Origin of the sequence: Rhodococcus sp. NPDC056743 (assembly GCF_042790355.1) — a bacterium.
GTDB lineage: Bacteria > Actinomycetota > Actinomycetes > Mycobacteriales > Mycobacteriaceae > Rhodococcus_F.
The window spans coordinates 54,149-72,696 of record NZ_JBHTZI010000010.1; the positions used below are offsets into that span (position 1 = coordinate 54,149).

Consider the following 18,548-nt stretch of genomic DNA (forward strand, 5'->3'; position numbering starts at 1 on the left):
CGGTCGTAAGCTTCTTGCTGGGGGTTTTTGTGCCTCTTTCGGTTGGGTTTTTTTCCTCCGCTGCTGTGTTGTTTGGTGGGGCGTGTTTCGAATAGCCCTGTGCGCCGTTGTGACAGCCATGGCTGTCACAACGGCGCACAGTGGCTCTGACTTATTTGAATCGGCGCAGCCTCAGGCTGTTGCTCACCACGAACACGCTGCTGAATGCCATTGCAGCACCGGCCAGCATCGGGTTCAGCAGTCCTGCCGCCGCGAGGGGGATGGCTGCCGTGTTGTAGGCAAAAGCCCAGAACAGGTTGCCCTTGATGGTTTTCAGTGTCTTGCGAGAGAGCCTGATTGCATCCGCTGCCGAGCGCAGGTCACCGCGAACCAGGGTGATGTCGCTGGCTTCGATTGCGACATCGGTGCCGGTACCCATCGCCAGTCCGAGATCGGCCTGAGCCAGGGCTGCCGCGTCGTTGACACCGTCGCCGACCATGGCCACGACGCGTCCCTCCGCTTGCAGTTTCTTGACTGCGTCGACCTTGTCGGCGGGCATGACCTCGGCAAATACCGTGCTGATGCCCACTTGGTCTGCAACGGTCCTGGCGACGGTCTTGTTGTCGCCGGTCAGCAGAACCGGTTCGAGGCCGAGCGCCTTCAACTGTGCGATCGCCTCGGCGCTGGTGTCTTTGACGGCGTCGGCAATCACGAGGACGCCGCGCGCTGCTCCGTCCCAGCCGACTGCGATGGCGGTACGGCCCGCTTCTTCTGCTGCAGTCTTCGCGGCTCGCAGGTTCTCGGGCAACGTCATCGCCCAGTCCGCCAGCAATGCGTCACGGCCGGCTACGACAGCGTGGCCGTCGACCATTCCCTGCACGCCACGTCCCGCAACGTTCACGAAGTCGGAGACCGGGGGAAGCTTGCCCACTGTTTCCTTGGCGCCCTTGGCAATTGCCGCAGCGATCGGGTGCTCGGAGCGATGTTCGAGCGCACCTGCCAGACGTAAGACGTCATCGACACTGGTTCCGTCGGCTGCGACGGTGTCGAGCAGAGTCATCTGGCCGGTGGTGACGGTGCCGGTCTTGTCGAGGACGACGGTGTCCACTGCGCGAGTCGATTCCAGCACTTCGGGGCCCTTGATCAGGATTCCCATCTGGGCGCCTCGACCGGTGCCGACCAACAGTGCTGTGGGTGTTGCCAATCCGAGTGCACAGGGGCAGGCGATGATCAGGACGGCGACGGCCGCAGTGAACGCCATCTCGATTCCACTGCCGCTGCCGAGCCAGTAACCCAGTGTGGCAACGGCAATCGCGATGACAACGGGAACGAAGATGCCCGCGATGCGATCGGCGAGACGCTGAACGTCGGCCTTGCCGTTCTGGGCGTCTTCGACAAGTGCTGCCATCTGGGCGAGTTGGGTGTCGCTGCCGACTCGGGTGGCCCGGACGGACAGGGTGCCGCCCACGTTGACGGTGGCTCCGACAACGCTGTCGCCGACGCCTACCTCTTCGGGCACCGATTCGCCGGTCAGCATGCTCAGGTCGACGGCGGAGCGGCCTTCGGTGATAACGCCGTCGGTGGCGATCTTCTCACCGGGGCGGACGATGAAGACGTCGCCGGTGACGAGATCTTCCGCCGGGATTCTGACCTCGGTGCCGCCGCGCAGTACTGCAACGTCTTTTGCGCCGAGTTCCATCAGGGCACGTAGCGCCGCACCCGACGTGCGCTTGGACTTGTGCTCGAAATAGCGTCCGGCCAGCACGAAGGTGATCACACCTGCGGCTACCTCGAGATAGATGTTGGCGGTGCCGTCCATCCGGTCGACGGTGAGTGAAAACGCGTGTTTCATCCCGGCTTCGCCGGCTGTGCCGAAGAACAGCGCGTACAGCGACCACAGGAACGCGGCAATGGTGCCGATGGAGATGAGAGTGTCCATCGTGGCTGCACCGTGCCGCAGGTTGATCCAGGCGGCGCGATGAAATGGCAGTGCCGCCCAGACGATGACCGGTGCCGCCAGGGTGAGGGAGAGCCATTGCCAATTCGTGAACTGAAGTGCGGGGATCATCGCCATCGCGATGACGGGAACCGAGAGTAGGGTCGAGACGATCAACCTGGTACGTAGTTCGCGGAGGTCACGATCCTGTGGGGTCTCCGCGTCTGCGCCGGCGGTGGTGGCGGGCGGTGTGGGGAGCGCCGCCGAGTAGCCCGCATTTTCTACGGTGGCGAGTAGTTCTTCGACCCCGACGGTGTCCGGGTAGGAGACCTTGGCTTTTTCCGTGGCGTAGTTGACGGTGGCACTGACGCCCTCGATCTTGTTGAGCTTCTTCTCGATTCGAGCGGCGCACGACGCACAGGTCATCCCGGTGATGGCAAGCTCGACGCTACCGACGGTGGTGGGAGTACTCATCGGTGACCTTCCTCATGGGGTGCGGGCGCGACTGATGGGCTCGACGCCGGCGCGTGGCTCGGGGTGTGGTTTGGTGTTTGCCCTGGTGTTTCGATGGGGCTGCCGACTGCCGCCCCCACGCCGAAGGCGGCGCCGAATACGACGACCAGGCCTGCGGCGTAGGCGGCAAGCGTTGTGGAGGTGCGCATTGCCATCAGCTGTCTACGACGGCGTAGCCGGCTTCGTCGACTGCTGCGGCGATGTCGGTTGCAGATACCGGTGCGTCGCTGGTGACGCTGACGCGGCCGCTGGCCAGATCGACGTCGACGGCGGTCACTCCGGCGATGTTGCCGATCTCTTCCTTGACGGATCCGACGCAGTGTCCGCAGGTCATTCCGGAAACGGTGTATTCGGCGGTGGTCATGGGAGATCCCTTCGGTTGACTGATTCTATTGTACGGATACCCCGTGTAGGTATCGCTTCGAGATTCAAGGTACCCCCAGGGGGTATGCCTGTCAATGGGCTGGAGAGTGATCTGACACTCAAGCGAGACAAAGTCGAGGATGTGTGATCTACTTGTGTTGGTCGTAAGTGTTTGTGTTTGTGTTTCCACGCTCGCAAATGGTTAAGTTGCGAGCGTTTGGACATCCTCCACGGATTTGTCTCAGAACGGTCGTAGTAAGTGACCCGGGCGGTCGCAGTGACAGCCCGTAGACACTGTGTTAGAGGAGATTTACATGGCAGAGGGCATCGTGAAGTGGTTCAACTCCGAGAAGGGGTTCGGCTTCATTGCTCCCGAAGACGGCAGCGCTGACGTCTTCGTTCACTACTCCGAGATCCAGAGTGGCGGCTTCCGCACTCTCGAGGAGAACCAGCGTGTTGCGTTCGAGATCGGTCAGGGCAACAAGGGCCCGCAGGCCACCGGCGTTACCGTCGTCTAAGACGTCCATGTGAGCCGGGCAACCGGCGCATGACGTACTCAACAAAACCTCAACTCTTTCAGGGTTGGGGTTTTGTTGTATCTAAGTGAAAAGTGCTGTCAGGCATCACGATAACGGGCAGTGATCACGGCCTGCTCCTCGGCGATCGTTCGACATTCGTCGCGTAGCTCGGGTGGATTCAGGACTGTGAAGTCCACCTCGAACGCTCGCAGCCATTGTGCGACGGAGCGCAGTGAAGTTCCTGAAAGTGCTATGACGCAGCGATTTTCGCCGTCGGATTCCACTGACCCCCACTGATCGCTGACCATCGGCGCGATCTGTTCGATAGGTGCATGGAGCAGAACTGTTGCGCGCGTGGACGAAAATGCGCGGGCGACTCCTTTGGAGACAAATTCCGCAGCCCCTCCCGGTGGGAGTTCTCGAGGTGAAAACCGCGGTCCCGTAGGAATTTTAGGTTCCATCCGGTCGACACGAAACGATCGCCAGTCCTCACGGGAGAGATCCCACGCCACCAGGTACCACCGCACTCCCGACCGCACGAGGCGGTATGGCTCTACTTCACGGCGGCTCTGTGTGCCGTCGTGGGTGGCGTAGTCGAACCGAAGCCGCTCGTGGTTGTGGCACACCGACGCGATGGCGGACAGAACAGCGGCATCCACGGCGCTTGCGGCCGGTTCACGCGGCACCACGTCGATCTGCAGCGATTCCAGGCGATAACGCAGTCGGGGCGGCATGATCTGGCGGAGTTTGGCGAGCGCACGCATCGAGGCTTCGCCGATGCCGACCACCGAACCCGTAGCGCCGGACTGGAGCGACAGCGCCACCGCAAGCACTTCTTCGTCGTCCAGTTGAAGGGGAGGCATCTCTGCCCCGGCGCCGAGACGGTATCCGCCACCGACGCCTACCGTCGCATCGACCGGGTATCCGAGGTCGCGCAGGCGGTCGACGTCGCGGCGAACAGTGCGTGGTGTGATGGCAAGTTTGTCTGCGAGTTCGGCGCCGGACCAGTCTCGACGGGTCTGGAGCAGCGACAGCAACCGCAGTAGACGAGCTGATGTCTCCTTCATGAAATTCAGTGTCGCAGAGATTGAGGACCGTAACGGTCCTCAATTGATTCTAGGTTGATCCGCATCCGAGAAATCGAGAAGAAATGTGGGGCTCAATCATGAATCACAGCATCATGAATCACAACGGTCCGATGATCGAGACGAAGTCGCTCACCAAGCACTTCTCGCAGGGGAAGAACCTGGTCGAAGCAGTCAAAGGTGTGACGCTCGATGTTGCGGAGGGGGAGTTGGTGGCTTTGCTGGGGCCGAACGGCGCTGGAAAGTCGACGACGTTGCGCATGCTGACCACTTTGCTCGAACCGACCTCTGGCAGTGCGCGGATAGCGGGATTCGACGTGTCCGGTGCACGAAGCGAGGTGCGTTCGCGACTCGGATACGTCGGGCAGGGCAACGGCGCCGGCCACAACCAGCGGGTTCGCGACGAATTGGTGACCCAGGGGCTCTGCTACGGAATGCCCAAAGCGGATTCGCAGGTTCGGGCCGACGAGCTTCTCGGTGATCTCGAGCTCGCGGATCTCGGAAGTCGTAAGGTCAGCACGTTGTCGGGAGGCCAGCGCCGACGGCTGGACATTGCACTCGGCCTGGTTCATCGGCCGCCGCTGTTGTTTCTCGACGAGCCCACTACCGGCATGGACCCGCAGAGTCGGGCCAACCTGTGGGATCACATTCTCCGGTTGCGGCGCGAGATGGGTACGACAATCGTATTGACGACGCACTATCTCGAAGAAGCGGATTCGATGGCCGAGCGGGTCATCGTCATCGACGAGGGAACCGTGATCGCCGACAACACGGCCGCCGCGCTCAAAGCGGACCTCGCGGGGGATCATCTGTCGTTGACGTTCGAGACCGAGTCGGATGCAGTGACCGCGGCGTCGGTGGCGGAGCAGCTTGTCACGGTTCGTGAGGTCACCGTCGACGGACTCAGGGTGAGTATTCGTGCGAGCGAAGGTGATTCGACGCTACCAGTGCTACTTCGCGAAACGGATGCTCGTGGTGCCCGGGCTCTGACCGCCGACATCACCCGTCCGACACTCGACGACGTTTTCCTGACCCTCACCGGACGTAGCTTGCGCGAGAGCGCTGCCGCGGTCGCTTCCTAGACTGAGAACTTTTACCGAAAGGACTTCTGTCATGACACTCACACTCGATACCCCACGCGCTGTGCGCGGCAACATCGTTCGCGACAGCGCGATAGTGATGGGGCGCGAACTTCGGCCGATGCTGCGCGACCCGGTCAGCGTTGTCTTCAGTCTCATTCAGCCGCTCATTCTGCTCGCACTGTTCGGTCCACTGCTCAAAGGCGTTCCAGGCACCGGTGACGGTGTGTGGAATTGGTTCATCCCCGGTGTGCTGGTGATGATCGCGATCTTCGGAACGACGATGACCGGCTCGAACCTCCTGATCGAGATGCAGCAGGGATCTCACGAGCGAATGTTGGTGACGCCGCTACGACGCTCGTCGTTGTTGATCGGGCGGGCATGTAAGGAAATGGTTCCGCTTGCAGCGCAGGCGATTCTGATCATTCTGGTGGCGCTACCGCTCGGGTTGGACGTGAACGCCGCCGGCGCGGCACTCGGGATTGTTCTGCTCGGAGTTTTCGGCGTCGGGCTCGGGGCTCTGTCCTATGCCTTGGCTCTGGCTGTGCGGGAGCAGGATTGGATGTTCTGGGTGGTGCAACAGACGCTGATGTTCCCGCTCTTGATTCTCTCGGGGACCATGCTTCCGCTCGACGACGCACCGGGTTGGATGAAGGTGCTCGTGAACATCAATCCACTGGGATACGTCGTGGATGCCGAGCGTGCGCTCTTTGCCGGAGACTTTGCATCGGGCAGCGTTCTGGCCGGAGTTGTGGCGGCTGTGAGCGTCGCGGTTGTCGGCCTCGGTGTAGGGGTTCGGGCAGTCAAATGAGGCGTCGGGCGGTTCTAGGTTTTCGCCCAGGTGTTCGCAGCGCCTATTGTTGTACCTTGTGCTCTCCGTCGTTCCACGCCCTGTAGTAGTCCGGGCCCCGTCCAAGGTGAATCTGCATCTGGCTGTCGGGGACCTGCGCGACGACGGATATCACGATCTGACCACCGTATTCCAGGCATTGTCGCTGGCAGACACGGTGACGGTGTCGGCAGCAGACGGCTTGTCCGTCAGTGTTGTGGGCGATGACGCCGCCGCCGTGCCCACCGACCGCACCAACCTCGTGTGGAAGGCCGCGGAACTGCTGTCGGCCGAAGCCGGCGTGGAGACGGACGTCGAGATTCTCATCGACAAGGGAATCCCCGTCGCCGGTGGGATGGCCGGTGGCAGCGCGGATGCCGCAGCGACGTTGGTTGCGCTCAATGCGTACTGGAAATTGGATCTCTCGCGGCGCGAACTGGACGGCTTTGCCGCGAAATTGGGTAGCGATGTCCCGTTCTCACTGCACGGCGGCACCGCGCTGGGGACCGGGCGCGGTGAGCAGCTCGTTCCCGTGCTGACTCGAAACACCTTTCACTGGGTGCTGGCACTGGCGAAGGGCGGGCTGAGCACACCCGTGGTGTTCCGCGAACTCGACAAACTGCGGGCCGAGGGCACCCCGAACCGACTCGGTGACGCGGACGATCTGATCCACGCCCTCACCACCGGCGATCCGCGACAACTGGCACCACTTCTCGGAAACGATCTGCAGGCGGCGGCGTTGTCGCTCAATCCGGCACTGCGCCGGACGCTGCGTGCAGGCGTCGACGCCGGCGCTCTGGCAGGAATCGTCTCCGGATCAGGACCGACCTGCGCTTTCCTCTGCAGCGACGCACAGTCCGCCGTAGATGTCAGCGCTGAACTTGCGGGAGCGGGGGTGTGCCGCACCGTTCGCGTGGCGAGCGGACCCGTTCCCGGAGCACGAATACTCGACAAAGCGGCAAAGGGACAGCACTGATGGCTAACTTGATCAATCTGGAAAACGTGTCGAAGTCGTTCGGCGTCAAGCCGTTGCTCGACGGGGTGTCGATGGGCGTCGAGGAAGGCGAGCGCATCGGCGTGGTCGGCCTCAACGGTGGTGGCAAGACAACGATGCTCGAGGTCCTCGCGGGCGTCGAGGAACCTGATTCCGGTCGGGTCAGCCGCGTCGGTGGGCTGCGGATGGCAGTCGTGACGCAGCGCGGTGTGCTGCCTCCCGGATCCACCGTCGGCGATATCGTTCTGGGCCCGCTGGGTGTGGCTCAGCACGAATGGGCGGGCAATGCCCGAATTCGCTCCGTGCTCTCCGGTATCGGAATCGACAACCTCGGCGCCGGCGGCGAGCGTTCCGCACTGGACGCGCAGGTTGACGGACTCTCCGGTGGTGAGCGTCGACGCGTCGCTCTGGCCGCGGCCCTCGTCCAGGATCTGGACCTGCTGGTACTCGACGAGCCCACCAACCACCTCGACGTCGAGGGCGTGCAGTGGCTGGCTGAGCACCTCGTGTCGCGTCGGAGCGCGCTGGTGGTCGTGACCCACGATCGTTGGTTCCTCGACACCGTTGCCACACGCACGTGGGAAGTTGTCGGCGGCGGCGTCGAAAGCTACGAGGGTGGCTACAACGACTGGGTATTCGCCCGCGCCGAGCGCTCCCGTCAGGCCGACGCCTCCGAAGAGCGTCGTCGCAACCTCGCGCGCAAGGAATTGGCGTGGCTGCGCCGCGGCGCTCCGGCCCGCACCTCCAAGCCGAAATACCGCATCGAGGCCGCTGAAGCGTTGATCGCCGACGTCCCCGCGCCTCGTGACGCCGTCGCCTTGGCGTCGTTCGCGCAGCGTCGACTCGGCAAAGTTGTCATCGAACTCGAAGACGCTCGCCTCGAGACCCCGGACGGCCGCGTATTGGTCGACGATCTGACGTGGCGTCTGGCTCCCGGTGAGCGCGTCGGCCTCGTCGGAGTCAACGGATCCGGCAAGACCACGCTGCTGCGCACACTTGCCGGCGAGCTGGAACCCGCTGCGGGACGGCGCATTCAGGGTCAGACCGTGCACATCGGTTGGCTCAAGCAGGAACTCGACGATCTGCCCACCGACATGCGAGTGCTCGACGCAGTCAAGGACGTGGCTGAGCGAATCACTCTGGGAGACAAAGAAGTTTCGGCCGGTCAGTTGGCCGAGCGCCTGGGCTTCACCCCGGCGCGTCAGCGGACGCCGGTGGGGGATCTCTCGGGTGGTGAGCGTCGACGCCTGCAGTTGACGCGAGTTCTCATGGCTGAGCCCAACGTGCTGCTCCTCGACGAGCCCACCAACGATCTCGACATCGACACCCTCCAGCAACTCGAGGATCTGCTCGACGGTTGGGCGGGAACGATGGTCGTGATTTCGCACGACCGGTACCTGATCGAACGTATCTGTGACACCACCTGGGCCCTCTTCGGTGACGGCAAGCTCACCAACCTGCCCCTCGGTATCGAAGATTACCTGCGTCGACGCGCAGCAATGGGCGACGGAGACAACCCGTCTGTGGCATCCACGGCCAGCGGCGCGACCAAGAGTAAGCAGGTTCGTGACGGGGCAGCGGATCGCGCTGCACGTAAGGAACTTTCGAAGCTCGAGCGTTCCATCGCCAAGCTGGACGACCGTGAGAAGAAGCTGCATGCAGCGCTGGCCGACGCGGCAACAGACCCCGACAAGTTGCAGAGCCTCGGCGCCGAACTCAAGACCGTTCTCGCGGACAAGGAAGCTGCTGAAGAGCAGTGGATGGAGTTGTTCGAGGAGCTCGACGGCTAGGCATCTGTCGTATCGGCGGTGAGATTGTCGCAAACCCGGTGTCGTGAGTTTTCTTGCGGTGCCGGGTTTTTGCGTCCCTAGTCGCTGATCAGACGGTAGATAACGTACCCGCCGAACCCGGCGATCAGGGCGACGCAAAGTATCAGCAGAACATCGAAGAAAATGACCATGATTGCTCCTTGAGGGCAGTTACATTTCTCCGTGTGGAGAGATTTCTCCGTACGGAGAAGAAGGTAGCACGGTATCTTCTCTGCGTGGAGAAATCGACGCGAGAATCACTCTTGGACGCCGGGCTCGCGCTACTCGGCAGAGTGGGCTTCCGTGGCTGGTCGATGCGCGGGGTCGAGGATGAGGCTGGTGTACCGCACGGGAGTGCGCGGCACCATTTCGCGAACCAGCGTGGGTTGGTACTGGAGGTAGTACGCCATCTGCTTGCCGGTGACCTACCACGCGAGGGGGAGACCCCACGGCAACAGATCGCCCGATTTTTGGGTCCGGAGTCGAGTCGCACTCGGGCTCGCTACGAACTGATCATCGCGTCCTTCCATGATGATGATCTCGCTGAGGAACTGGTGATCGGCCGGGATCGATTTGTTTCGTCGCTTATCGAACTCGGCATGGTTTCTCTCGACGCCGCGGAGCTTGTTGCGGCGCTGGATGGGCTCGTGTTGGATGCCCTGCTGCGGCGGACAGCACCGGAGAGTATTGATCCGGCGAGGATGATCGACCGCTTCCGCCTGCCCGCGGGCTGACAAGGTTCTCTGACGGTATTTCGAACCGGCGCATGCGTGTGGGCTTCGCATCGTCTTAGCTGGTGATGCGAAGCCTTCACGCGGTATGTGATTCCGGCAGAGCCGGTTTCAGTCCCGGTGGACGGGGCCGTGGCGGGTGGTGGAGCGTCGGCGTCGTTGTTTCGGGTCGATCGCTGCTGGTGGGATGAACCAGGGTTTGTGATCGGAACCCATTTTGATTTTCCAGATTCCGCGGAACCCGCTGGTGCTGTGAATCAACGTGTGGTGGCTGCGGCAGAGCAACACGAGGTTGTCCATCACCGTCAAACCGCCCGTCGACCACGGTTTTATATGGTGTGCGTCGCACCAGGCCGGAACGGCATCGCAGTTGGGGAACGCGCAGCCTTTGTCCCGGGCGATCAACGCAATCCGCTGCTCGGCCGTGACGAGACGCTTGAGCGGTGTCGCATCCAACGGTGCGCCGCTGCCGTCCATCAACACGGTCGAGAGCATGCAATCACACGCCAGCATCCGAGTTTTGCTCACGCTGAGCGGCCCCATCCACGGCATGTAGCCGACATCGAGATCCTCGAACACAGACTCGTCATCAAGATCAGGTTCGTCATCACCCTCGGCTCGCATGGTGGCGCATTCCCGATGCTCCGCAAGGTCTTTCGCGGTGATATGCACATTCACGTGCGGACGTTGACCACCATCCACGCCGGTGGCGGCGTTGTCCAGATAGCGGCGGATCAGTTCCGTGAACGCGTCGGCGGTTCGTTTTGCTGCCGACCGCGCATCCGGGGTCCCGTCCGCGGCGGGTTTCGGCATCGACAACCCCGACAGTGCAGACAGGAGCATCTCGCCGGTCAACGCGTCGAAATCGCCCTTGATCGCGACCCGACCATTCAATGTCGGCGCGATACGCAAAACATTGAGATCGACGTCCTCACCGGGCGGCGGCTCGTCGGATTCGAAAATCCGCTCCAGAACAGCGATCGCATACCGCACCTTGACAGTCGTAGCCTCTACTCCGGATGCGGCGGCCAACAGCGTTTTCAGGCTTGGTATTAATGCGATGTCCGGCATCCCTTTCGGTGGGGATTCACAGAACGCGGCGATCAACGCCGCATGATCGAGCGAAAGATCACCCGCCTCGAACTGCGCAGCAATATCGGGAAATGTCCGCAGTGCGGCACCGAGAGCAGCGATCCTGTTGCCCGCCGAGTTCTGCAGCATCGTATTCGCCGCCAACCACCGACCCACACCCCGGTAACAGAGCACCTGCTCATCGGGATTGAGTGCCAGCTCGTCGATCGCGGCCACCCGAATCGCTTCCAGCCGAAGAATTTCCGCCGATGCACTGACGGTCACGTCACGAACCTCGGCCGGACGCAACCGCCACAACCGGCCACGCACACCAATAGCCGAACCGGCTACAACATCCCCCACCGCAATTGAATCGCACACCGTAGTCATCAAGGCCTCCCCACCCGTGACCCCAATTGTACTCGAACATCCATTCGATTCAAGGGATATTTCGGACGCATTTTGAGTTAGGCCGGAGAATTGCCGCGAGCGACGGTGTACTGAATAGTGGCTTCGGTCAAAAGGATTGATAAACCTGATCGTGGAATCGTTCGTCTCGATCGGAGCCAATCCTGCGAATTGCCGAAGGATCTGTGCGATGGTTGATCCATCAGGGGTTTACGGCAGGGAGGGCATACGGTGCTGGTACGTCGTTCGGTAGCGGGATTGGCAGTTGCGGGTCTTTTTCTCGCGGTAGTGAGCTGCGGCGGCGAAGCCGGTGATGTTGTCGAGGCAACCGACGTCGGCGTGGCAGCTGAATCCAAACCCGTTCCCGCGCGTCTGGTCGTACACCGACCGGCTTATCTCGACACGAATATCTCCCCGGATGACGTACCGGTCTGGCCGGGCCCGAACCCCTCCGAGTTTCTGTTGCCCAGCCCGCCGTCAGGGCTGAGCGGTGAGATCGCCGGTGACCAAGCTGTAGCAACGTACGCGGCGGCGCTCCACAATCCGAGCGCACTGTGGAATGTGGGTGGCACGGTGCAGTGGCTCGTCGTGGATCCTCTTCAGTGACGCGTTGTGATGAGGTTGGGGCCGCGGACCTAGAACTTCAGCGTGAGTCGGCCGTTCTCGTCGCTGATGTGAACGTGACGACCCACCGCTGGGGGATTGGTGCCGCTGAGTTGAGTCAACTCTGCTGCATTCTCGGGACCGGTGTGGCCCGCGAGGCGCCGGCCATCCGGTGTTGTAGCGATAACCAGTCCGGTTTCCGGTTGGCCACCTCTGTTGTATTCGACCGTGGCGGTGACGATCTTGGCGTTTCCGGTGTAGTCCGTGGCTAGGTCCGGAGCCTGGGGTGAGAGGGTGTGTGCCTGCGGATCCCCGACATATCCGCGTTCGTGTGCGGACGCGGACAGAAGCACGGCATGTTGGTAGGTGAGAAATCCGCCGTTGCCGTGAACCAGGGCGAGTTGGGCGCCTGATCGGAGTCGGCGCGTCACTTCGGTCAGGGAATGGAGTGTGTAACTGTTGAGTGGTCCGCCGAAGAACGAGTGACCACCCGTGACGCTGGGGATGGTGTCACGGGGCAATCCGAGTTCGTGAATCAGCAGCTTGGGCACGATCGGAAAGCAACTGTATGCGTCCACGATGTCGAGGGATTCGGCGCTGACATCGGCGTTGCCGAGTGTGCGCCGCACAGCGTTCTGTAAGGCGTCGGAGCTGTGGAAGTTGTTTCTGCGCAATATATCCAGTGGATCAACGGCTCCGGCTCCACCCCACAGGTAGACAAGTCTGTCTTGATCGACGCCGAATTCGAGGGCTCGTGCCAGGGAGCAGATCACCACGGCAGCAGCCTGATTCACGAAGGGCATGGCGTTGAGCATCAAAGGATAAGGTTCGGACACCATCCGGTTGCCTGGTCCGACGGTGCTGATCTCTTCTGCAGTACGTACTTCCGACGTCCATGATGCCGAGTTCTTCGCGGCAACGGCGGAGAACTCGGAATATATCTGTGCCGACCAGGCCAGTGACGCTTCGGTGTCGTGGCCGATCGATGCGCTGAAACTGTTCTCGAACAGTGGGTAGACGCGGGTGGGGACGATGAATCCCGCGCGCTGCATCTCGGCGCCGCCTAGATCGGCCGGATCGAAGCCGGGAGGCCCGCCAGGTTCGGTGGCCCACCCGAGAGACTTGGGAGTGACGCCTGATTTTCGCAGTGCGGTTGTGGTGGCGTGTGATTCACCGCCAACCAGAAGTGCGACGGAGGATGTGCCGTCTGCGATGGCGGCGCCGATTCGATCGATCAGTGCAGCCGGCCAGTGTCCGCCGATCGGTGAGGTAGCGGTGATCGCGGGTGTGGCATCCAACCTGGCGGCCAGAAGTTCGGGGAGGTTGTCGTATGACCAGCTGACGGTTTTGATCGCGTAGATCGTGTCGACGTGCTTGCCGAGTGAGGGTTCTCCGCTGTCTGCGAGGGCGGAAACTGTCGCGTTGTGGATCAAGTCGAGGGGTTCGAGGTGCCCGTCATCCGGACTCCATCGCAGATCGCCCACGCCGACGATGACGGGAATCCGTGACGCGTCAACCATCGTGTCCCTCTTTCAGCCAGTTCTCGTGTGTGCCCGACGTCGGGAGTTCCGCCACGATAGCGCTGCGCCAAGTATGTGTAACTATGGGGTCACATTCAAGAACTTCCGAATTACTATTTAGGTATGCCTAACGAAAGTCCTATACTCGTTTGCATGACAGCTGTTGCGGAGAGAATGTTGGTGCCCGTCGGGCCTCGGGTCATCGACGATCCGTATTCGATGACCACCGTGACATTGAAGTCGTCGCATCAGCGTCAGTGGGCAGCGCACCGTCACCCGGAACATGAGCTGATCTGGGGTAACTCGGGCGGAATGCTCACTGTTGTTGCCGATGGCACTACGTGGGAGGTTCCACCGTCGGCGGGGCTGTGGCTGCCGGCCGGAGTGCTGCACTCGGTCAAGGCTGGTCCCGGTACCGAATTCTTCTGCACGTACTTCCGCCCTGAGGCGCACGCTGCGCCCGCCACAGTGCCCGGACTCTTCGGAGTGAGTGCGCTACTGCGGGAAGTTTTGTTGCACATGCATCGTCGCAACATGCCGGACGAGGCGCGCAGTCGCGCAGAGCGAGTGGCGTTCGACATGCTGCAACCGCTCGAGGTTGCCGCTGTCGAGGTTCCGATGCCGACGGATCCACGAGCACTGTTTGTCGCCCAGGCGTTGGTGGCCAATCCGGCAGATCAGCGGTCATTGTCGGAATGGGCTCTGACTGCGGGCGGGAGTGTCCGAACGCTTACCCGAGTCTTCACGCAGGGGACAGGAATGACCTTTGCCCAGTGGAGAATTCAGGTGCGTGTACGAGCGGCCCTGACCTACCTGGCAGCGGGGGTTCCGGTTTCGGTGGTCAGTCGACGCGTGGGTTACGAGACTCCCAGCGCTTTTGTCGCCGTCTTCCGCAGGGTCACCGGCCGCACTCCGGGCAGCATGATGAAACATTCGAATCGTGGTCCGAACGCACCGCAGGAACTTCTGCGAGCCTGATCTGGTCGCCGACCTGAGTCAGCGGTGCCGTTCGACGTACGACGCCAGGTTGGCCAGCGAGGACGCGATCCCGGCCTCGTGTTGTGCGTGATCGATGCCGGGTGGCACATCGGTGGCAGTGACGGTCACCTCGGTCCCGTCGCCCGCGGAAGCGAGGCGCCAGGTCATCGTCATGGTTCCTGCGAACAACGGGTCGTCAGACTCGAATACCGCCCGCTGCACCACGCGCTCCGACGGAACCAGATCGGCGAATCCGACATCGACGACATCTGTTGCAGCTGAAGTCTTGCCAGGGCCGTCGGTGGCATCGAGGTAGGTGAGGACCATTCGAAACCCGCCACCTGGCCGCGGATCCCACCGTTCGATCTGTCCGCGCATACCGTCCGGTGGCAACCACGCCTCGAGGGATTCCCGGTCGACGAGGGCGTCGTAGACGATCATCGGTGGTGCCTCGATCACCCGACTGGCGCGGTCGACCCTATCCATAGTTCGATTCTAGAGCCGTCCAATTCGAGCCACGGATTCTGGTGCCGCAGTCTTTCAACGCCGCAGTCTCAACGCCGTGGTGTCGACCACGCCTCCCAGAGTTGCGCGTACCGGCCGCCTAGGCTGACCAACTCGTCGTGGGAACCCTGTTCCACGACGAGTCCGCCGTCCATGACAAGAATGTGGTCGGCGTCGACGGCCTGTGAGAGTCGGTGGGCCACGGTGATCGAGGTGCGCCCACGGGTCAGTGCGAGAGCGGCGTCGTCGAGTACCCGGGCGCCGGCGCTGCCCGCTTCCGCCGTTGCCTCGTCCAGAATCAGCAGGGGCGGATCCAGGAGTTCGATCCGTGCCAGGGCAAGCTGTTGAGCCTGGGTCGCGGTGAGGCGGTGGCCACCGTCGCCGACCACTGTCTCGATGCCCTCGGGCAACGCTCCGACCCAGTCCGAGGCGCCGACGGTATCGAGGGCGGCGACGATGTCGGCGTCGGTTGCGGCAGGGGCGGCGAGGCGGAGATCGTCGGCCACCGTGCCCGCAAAAACGTGAACTTCCTGAGTAACCAACGCAACTGCGCTCCGAGCAGTGTTCCGCGAGAGTTGATTGCGGGGGACGGAGCCGATCCGCACGGTGCCCTCGGTGGGTTCGTAGGTACCGGCGAGAAGTTTTGCCACCGTGGACTTTCCGGCGCCGGTGGCTCCAACGAGAGCGGTGACGGTACCGGCCGGAATCGTGATGTCGATATCGCGCAACACGGGGGCGTCGCCCGGGTGGTACGAGAAGGTCACATCCTCCAACGAGGCTGAACTGTTGACGGGTTCGCGGGGATCGGCCGGAATCGGCGGCACCGGTGCGAGGGTGACGCCGACCAGGCGAGCCAGAGCGATTGTGCCCTCTTGCAGCTCGTCGAAGACACTGAGAACGGCTCCGACAGGGTCGAACAACCGGTGGAAGAACAGGGCCGCCGCGGTGGCGGCTCCGATGGTGACCTGCCCGTTCTTCACGAGCCAGAACCCGGTGATCAGAACTGCCGAGAGTCCGATGAATTCGGCGATGTTGAGACGACCGAAGAACCTGGTCCGTAGCCGTGTCGTCTTCAGGCTGAGTCGAACCGCTGTCAGCGAGCGCGATTCGATCTGCTCCAGGTGCGGCTTCGCCAACCGTAGAGATCCGACGGTGTCGGAATTGCTCAGTGAGTCGAGTAGCTGTTGTGCGCGTGCACCTTCCGCTTCACGTTCCTGCCGGTAGACGGGTGCTGATTGTGTGAGGTACCACTTCAGGGCACGAACCTGGATCGGTGCGGCGATCACGGCGGCAATCGCAAATCGCCAATCCAGCGCGCCCAGGCCGATCAGAGTCAAGACGATAGTGAGGGCAGCGGTGGCAAACACCGGTAAGGCCTGCGACACGGCTTGCGTTACCAGGCGAACGTCGCCGGTGATGCGGGAGACGAGGTCACCCCGTCCGGCGCGCTCGACATCGCTCTGGGGTAGGTCGAGTACTCGGACGACTACTTCTTCACGTAGGTCTGCCACGACGCGTTCCCCGACCCCGGCCAGAAGGTATTCGCTGACACCGACCAATAGGGAGGACAGGACGGCGACAGCAACCAAGGCCCCGGTCAACGTGCCGATCCGGGAGACGATGTCGGTGCCACCAGAAGTGACGGTGTCTACCATCTCACCCAGAATCAGTGGGGTGAGCAGGCCGATTGCCGTGGCTGCGGTCAAGGTGAGCACCGCGCCGCTTGCTCCGAGTCGGTGCGGCCGCAGCAGCCGAAGTGCCTCGGTGCGAGCCTGTTTGGGGGTTGCGGTGGGGAGGAGGTCGTTCACAGTTCGATTACCCGATCGCAGATATCGAGCAGCGCGGGGCTGCTGGTGAGAAGAATTGTCGCGTGAGCACTGCGAACCTCGGATATCCCGCGGGCAATGCGCGCTTCCGTGACGGAGTCGACGGCGGTGGTCGGATCGTGCAGCACCAGTATCGGTACGTCGCTTGCCAAGGCCCGCGCGAGCGCAACTCGCTGACGTTGACCGCCGGACAGTGAGTTGCCCTGCTCGGTGACGCCGGTGGCAAGTCCGTTCGGGAGAGCCTCGATCACCTGATCCGCGGCGGCAGCCCAGATGGCGGCGTCGGTTCGGTGACCGACCGGAGTCAGAGCACCGATGTTGTCGCCGACGGTGCCGATGAAGAGTGCGGCATCGTGCGGGGCCGCGAGGACATGCGCCCGGAGTTCGTCGATGTCCAGATCGTGGATGGCATTGTCACCGAGATGGATTGATCCCGAAGGGGGATCTATTCGGCGCGCCAGCACATCCATGAAAGCATCGGCCCAGGTCGTGTTGGCGCAGGTGATGCCGACGATCTCGCCGCGCTTGACATCCAGGTCGACCGGCGCCGCACCGGCCAGAACAACGTCACACAGTGTCAGCGATTCCGAATGACTCAGTGCTACAGGATCGCTCGCAGGGGAGACGGCGCGGCTCGTCCCGATTAGCGCCGCAACACGATTCGCGGACGCGCGAGCTCGGGCCAGTCCGGCACCGAAATAGATGATGTCGATGAGCGGTCCGCGGAGGAACTGTGCCAACCCCACCACCGCAACGAATTCGCCGACCGAAATGCTGCCGGATGCTGCCATTCTGCCGCCGACGTACGCGATGACGGCAAGGTAGGCGCCCGCGATGGCGACGTTTGCCGCCGAGTACATCGCTTGGTAACGCTGAGCGCGCAGGGTTGCATCGAGCGATGTCCGGCTGGCGCCCCGATAGCGCTGCGCCGCAGCATCTCCGGCGCCGATACCCGAAAGAATACGTAGGCCGGACAGCAAGTCGGCAGCGAGTGCCCCGGCGCGCGCGCCCTGCCACTGATCCGTCTCGGCTCGGCGTTCGAGGGGACGGCTCACGACCTGCATCAGTACGAGTACCGGGGGAGTGCTGAGGATGACCAGAAGCCCGAGTGGCACCGAGATGACCAGTAGAGAGATTGCGGCGGTCAGCACTCCACAGGCAGCGCCGAGTTTGGTGCTGAGAGTGTGGGTGAATCCGGCGACGGAACCGGCGTCGGAGGTCGCGATCGAGTAGACCTCACCGGGCATCCGACGCGGATTCATGCCGTGCGGATCGAGGCCGCGTCTGGCGATGTCCATCCGAAGCCGATGGGCGCCGTACTCGGTGACCGAGTCGGCGATCCGGGCTGCAATTCTCCAGCTGAGCAGCAGGCCGGTGAACAGGATGCCGAGAACAAGAATCCACTTGCCGAGAGCTGCGGCGTCGCTGGTTGCCACGGCACGGTCGATGACCGCACCGATCACGACCGGGACCAGGGCTTCGGCTACCTGGTGTCCGGTGAAGCCCACCGACGCGGCAGCCAGCTTTGCCCCGCGCCCCTCGGCTGAGATGGCGCGCGTGATCACCTGACGTGGCGTTATCGCCTGAGGCAGCGGCGGACCGTCGGTATCGTTACTCGGATGAAGCGGCGTTGATGACACTGGGTCCACGCTAGGGATCGAGCGCACCTGTTATGAAGTCACGCCGATGCCAAAACTTGTCGTGAACAGGCCATATACGACACCGTGGCCGAATTGCGATACTAGTTGACCCCGTTGTGGCGGAGAATTCGTCGACGCGGCGGCGGCTCTGCAATAAATTAAG

17 protein-coding genes are annotated in these 18,548 nt (G+C 62.6%); 8 read left to right on the forward strand and 9 right to left on the reverse strand.

The features are described from left to right. Positions 1–151 precede the first annotated feature (151 nt). The 3 genes from ACFRFQ_RS22835 to ACFRFQ_RS22845 are packed head-to-tail and all read right to left on the reverse strand — an operon-like array spanning position 152 to position 2,792. Positions 152–2,389 carry a heavy metal translocating P-type ATPase gene (locus tag ACFRFQ_RS22835; RefSeq protein WP_378662639.1) on the reverse strand — a complete coding sequence of 746 codons (2,238 nt, stop codon included), beginning with the start codon at positions 2,387–2,389 and terminating at the stop codon, positions 152–154. Beyond that, on the reverse strand, positions 2,386–2,577 hold the full coding sequence (locus ACFRFQ_RS22840; protein ID WP_378662642.1) for a hypothetical protein: 192 nt from the start codon (positions 2,575–2,577) through the stop codon (positions 2,386–2,388). The genes ACFRFQ_RS22835 and ACFRFQ_RS22840 overlap by 4 nt, the downstream gene beginning before the upstream one ends. A gap of 5 nt (positions 2,578–2,582) precedes the next feature. After that, the gene (locus ACFRFQ_RS22845; protein WP_033234263.1) at positions 2,583–2,792 is read right to left on the reverse strand and encodes a heavy-metal-associated domain-containing protein; all 210 of its coding nucleotides are present in this window, start codon (positions 2,790–2,792) and stop codon (positions 2,583–2,585) included. Positions 2,793–3,105: 313 nt separating this feature from the next. Here ACFRFQ_RS22845 and ACFRFQ_RS22850 point away from each other — a divergent pair, with 313 nt between their 5' ends. Next, complete coding sequence (locus ACFRFQ_RS22850; protein WP_033234264.1) at positions 3,106–3,309, forward strand: cold-shock protein; 204 nt, start codon at positions 3,106–3,108, stop codon at positions 3,307–3,309. A 98-nt stretch (positions 3,310–3,407) separates the two neighbouring features. Here the strand turns inward: ACFRFQ_RS22850 and ACFRFQ_RS22855 are convergent, their stop codons facing one another. Continuing rightward, a complete protein-coding gene (locus ACFRFQ_RS22855; protein WP_378662646.1) occupies positions 3,408–4,376 on the reverse strand; it encodes a helix-turn-helix transcriptional regulator in 969 nt (322 codons plus the stop codon). 98 nt (positions 4,377–4,474) lie between these two features. Here ACFRFQ_RS22855 and ACFRFQ_RS22860 point away from each other — a divergent pair, with 98 nt between their 5' ends. From ACFRFQ_RS22860 to ACFRFQ_RS22880, 5 genes are all read left to right on the forward strand, one after another. Continuing rightward, a complete protein-coding gene (locus tag ACFRFQ_RS22860; protein ID WP_378662649.1) occupies positions 4,475–5,476 on the forward strand; it encodes an ABC transporter ATP-binding protein in 1,002 nt (333 codons plus the stop codon). A gap of 31 nt (positions 5,477–5,507) precedes the next feature. Beyond that, positions 5,508–6,284 (forward strand): ABC transporter permease, encoded by a 777-nt coding sequence (locus tag ACFRFQ_RS22865; RefSeq protein WP_138872398.1) that lies wholly within the window; start codon positions 5,508–5,510, stop codon positions 6,282–6,284. A gap of 58 nt (positions 6,285–6,342) precedes the next feature. Next, the gene (locus tag ACFRFQ_RS22870) at positions 6,343–7,278 is read left to right on the forward strand and encodes a 4-(cytidine 5'-diphospho)-2-C-methyl-D-erythritol kinase (RefSeq protein WP_033234267.1); all 936 of its coding nucleotides are present in this window, start codon (positions 6,343–6,345) and stop codon (positions 7,276–7,278) included. After that, the gene (locus tag ACFRFQ_RS22875; RefSeq protein WP_378662653.1) at positions 7,278–9,086 is read left to right on the forward strand and encodes an ABC-F family ATP-binding cassette domain-containing protein; all 1,809 of its coding nucleotides are present in this window, start codon (positions 7,278–7,280) and stop codon (positions 9,084–9,086) included. Before ACFRFQ_RS22870 ends, ACFRFQ_RS22875 begins: the two co-directional genes overlap by 1 nt. A gap of 203 nt (positions 9,087–9,289) precedes the next feature. Beyond that, positions 9,290–9,838 (forward strand): TetR/AcrR family transcriptional regulator, encoded by a 549-nt coding sequence (locus tag ACFRFQ_RS22880; protein WP_378662655.1) that lies wholly within the window; start codon positions 9,290–9,292, stop codon positions 9,836–9,838. 108 nt (positions 9,839–9,946) lie between these two features. Here ACFRFQ_RS22880 and ACFRFQ_RS22885 read toward each other — a convergent pair whose 3' ends face one another. Next, on the reverse strand, positions 9,947–11,296 hold the full coding sequence (locus ACFRFQ_RS22885) for a DUF222 domain-containing protein (protein ID WP_378662658.1): 1,350 nt from the start codon (positions 11,294–11,296) through the stop codon (positions 9,947–9,949). 249 nt (positions 11,297–11,545) lie between these two features. Between ACFRFQ_RS22885 and ACFRFQ_RS22890 the strand changes: the two genes are divergently transcribed. Next, a complete protein-coding gene (locus ACFRFQ_RS22890; protein WP_378662661.1) occupies positions 11,546–11,920 on the forward strand; it encodes a hypothetical protein in 375 nt (124 codons plus the stop codon). A 29-nt stretch (positions 11,921–11,949) separates the two neighbouring features. On the opposite strand, the gene ACFRFQ_RS22895 is transcribed toward ACFRFQ_RS22890, so the two are convergent. Next, the gene (locus tag ACFRFQ_RS22895; protein ID WP_378662664.1) at positions 11,950–13,437 is read right to left on the reverse strand and encodes an acetyl-CoA acetyltransferase; all 1,488 of its coding nucleotides are present in this window, start codon (positions 13,435–13,437) and stop codon (positions 11,950–11,952) included. Between the two features lie 153 nt (positions 13,438–13,590). Between ACFRFQ_RS22895 and ACFRFQ_RS22900 the strand changes: the two genes are divergently transcribed. Further along, positions 13,591–14,415, forward strand: a complete 825-nt coding sequence (locus ACFRFQ_RS22900; protein WP_378662667.1) for an AraC family transcriptional regulator — start codon at positions 13,591–13,593, stop codon at positions 14,413–14,415. 18 nt (positions 14,416–14,433) lie between these two features. On the opposite strand, the gene ACFRFQ_RS22905 is transcribed toward ACFRFQ_RS22900, so the two are convergent. From ACFRFQ_RS22905 to ACFRFQ_RS22915, 3 genes are all read right to left on the reverse strand, one after another. Then, positions 14,434–14,901: an SRPBCC family protein gene (locus tag ACFRFQ_RS22905; protein ID WP_378662670.1), complete on the reverse strand. Its 468-nt coding sequence runs from the start codon at positions 14,899–14,901 to the stop codon at positions 14,434–14,436. A gap of 68 nt (positions 14,902–14,969) precedes the next feature. Further along, positions 14,970–16,727 (reverse strand): ABC transporter ATP-binding protein, encoded by a 1,758-nt coding sequence (locus ACFRFQ_RS22910; RefSeq protein ID WP_378662673.1) that lies wholly within the window; start codon positions 16,725–16,727, stop codon positions 14,970–14,972. Continuing rightward, positions 16,724–18,385, reverse strand: coding sequence for an ABC transporter ATP-binding protein (locus ACFRFQ_RS22915; protein WP_378662675.1), 1,662 nt, complete (start codon positions 18,383–18,385; stop codon positions 16,724–16,726). Before ACFRFQ_RS22915 ends, ACFRFQ_RS22910 begins: the two co-directional genes overlap by 4 nt. Between the last annotated feature and the right edge of the window lie 163 nt (positions 18,386–18,548).

Excerpts from the sequence above, each read along its gene's own strand:
- ACFRFQ_RS22865 (WP_138872398.1), top strand. The coding sequence starts at position 5,508 with ATGACACTCACACTCGATACCCCACGCGCTGTGCGCGGCAACATCGTT.
- ACFRFQ_RS22895 (WP_378662664.1), bottom strand. The coding sequence starts at position 13,437 with ATGGTTGACGCGTCACGGATTCCCGTCATCGTCGGCGTGGGCGATCTG.
- ACFRFQ_RS22845 (WP_033234263.1), bottom strand. The coding sequence starts at position 2,792 with ATGACCACCGCCGAATACACCGTTTCCGGAATGACCTGCGGACACTGC.
- ACFRFQ_RS22840 (WP_378662642.1), bottom strand. The coding sequence starts at position 2,577 with ATGCGCACCTCCACAACGCTTGCCGCCTACGCCGCAGGCCTGGTCGTC.
- ACFRFQ_RS22835 (WP_378662639.1), bottom strand. The coding sequence starts at position 2,389 with ATGAGTACTCCCACCACCGTCGGTAGCGTCGAGCTTGCCATCACCGGG.
- ACFRFQ_RS22885 (WP_378662658.1), bottom strand. The coding sequence starts at position 11,296 with ATGACTACGGTGTGCGATTCAATTGCGGTGGGGGATGTTGTAGCCGGT.
- ACFRFQ_RS22875 (WP_378662653.1), top strand. The coding sequence starts at position 7,278 with ATGGCTAACTTGATCAATCTGGAAAACGTGTCGAAGTCGTTCGGCGTC.
- ACFRFQ_RS22860 (WP_378662649.1), top strand. The coding sequence starts at position 4,475 with ATGAATCACAGCATCATGAATCACAACGGTCCGATGATCGAGACGAAG.
- ACFRFQ_RS22900 (WP_378662667.1), top strand. The coding sequence starts at position 13,591 with ATGACAGCTGTTGCGGAGAGAATGTTGGTGCCCGTCGGGCCTCGGGTC.
- ACFRFQ_RS22850 (WP_033234264.1), top strand. The coding sequence starts at position 3,106 with ATGGCAGAGGGCATCGTGAAGTGGTTCAACTCCGAGAAGGGGTTCGGC.
- ACFRFQ_RS22905 (WP_378662670.1), bottom strand. The coding sequence starts at position 14,901 with ATGGATAGGGTCGACCGCGCCAGTCGGGTGATCGAGGCACCACCGATG.
- ACFRFQ_RS22855 (WP_378662646.1), bottom strand. The coding sequence starts at position 4,376 with ATGAAGGAGACATCAGCTCGTCTACTGCGGTTGCTGTCGCTGCTCCAG.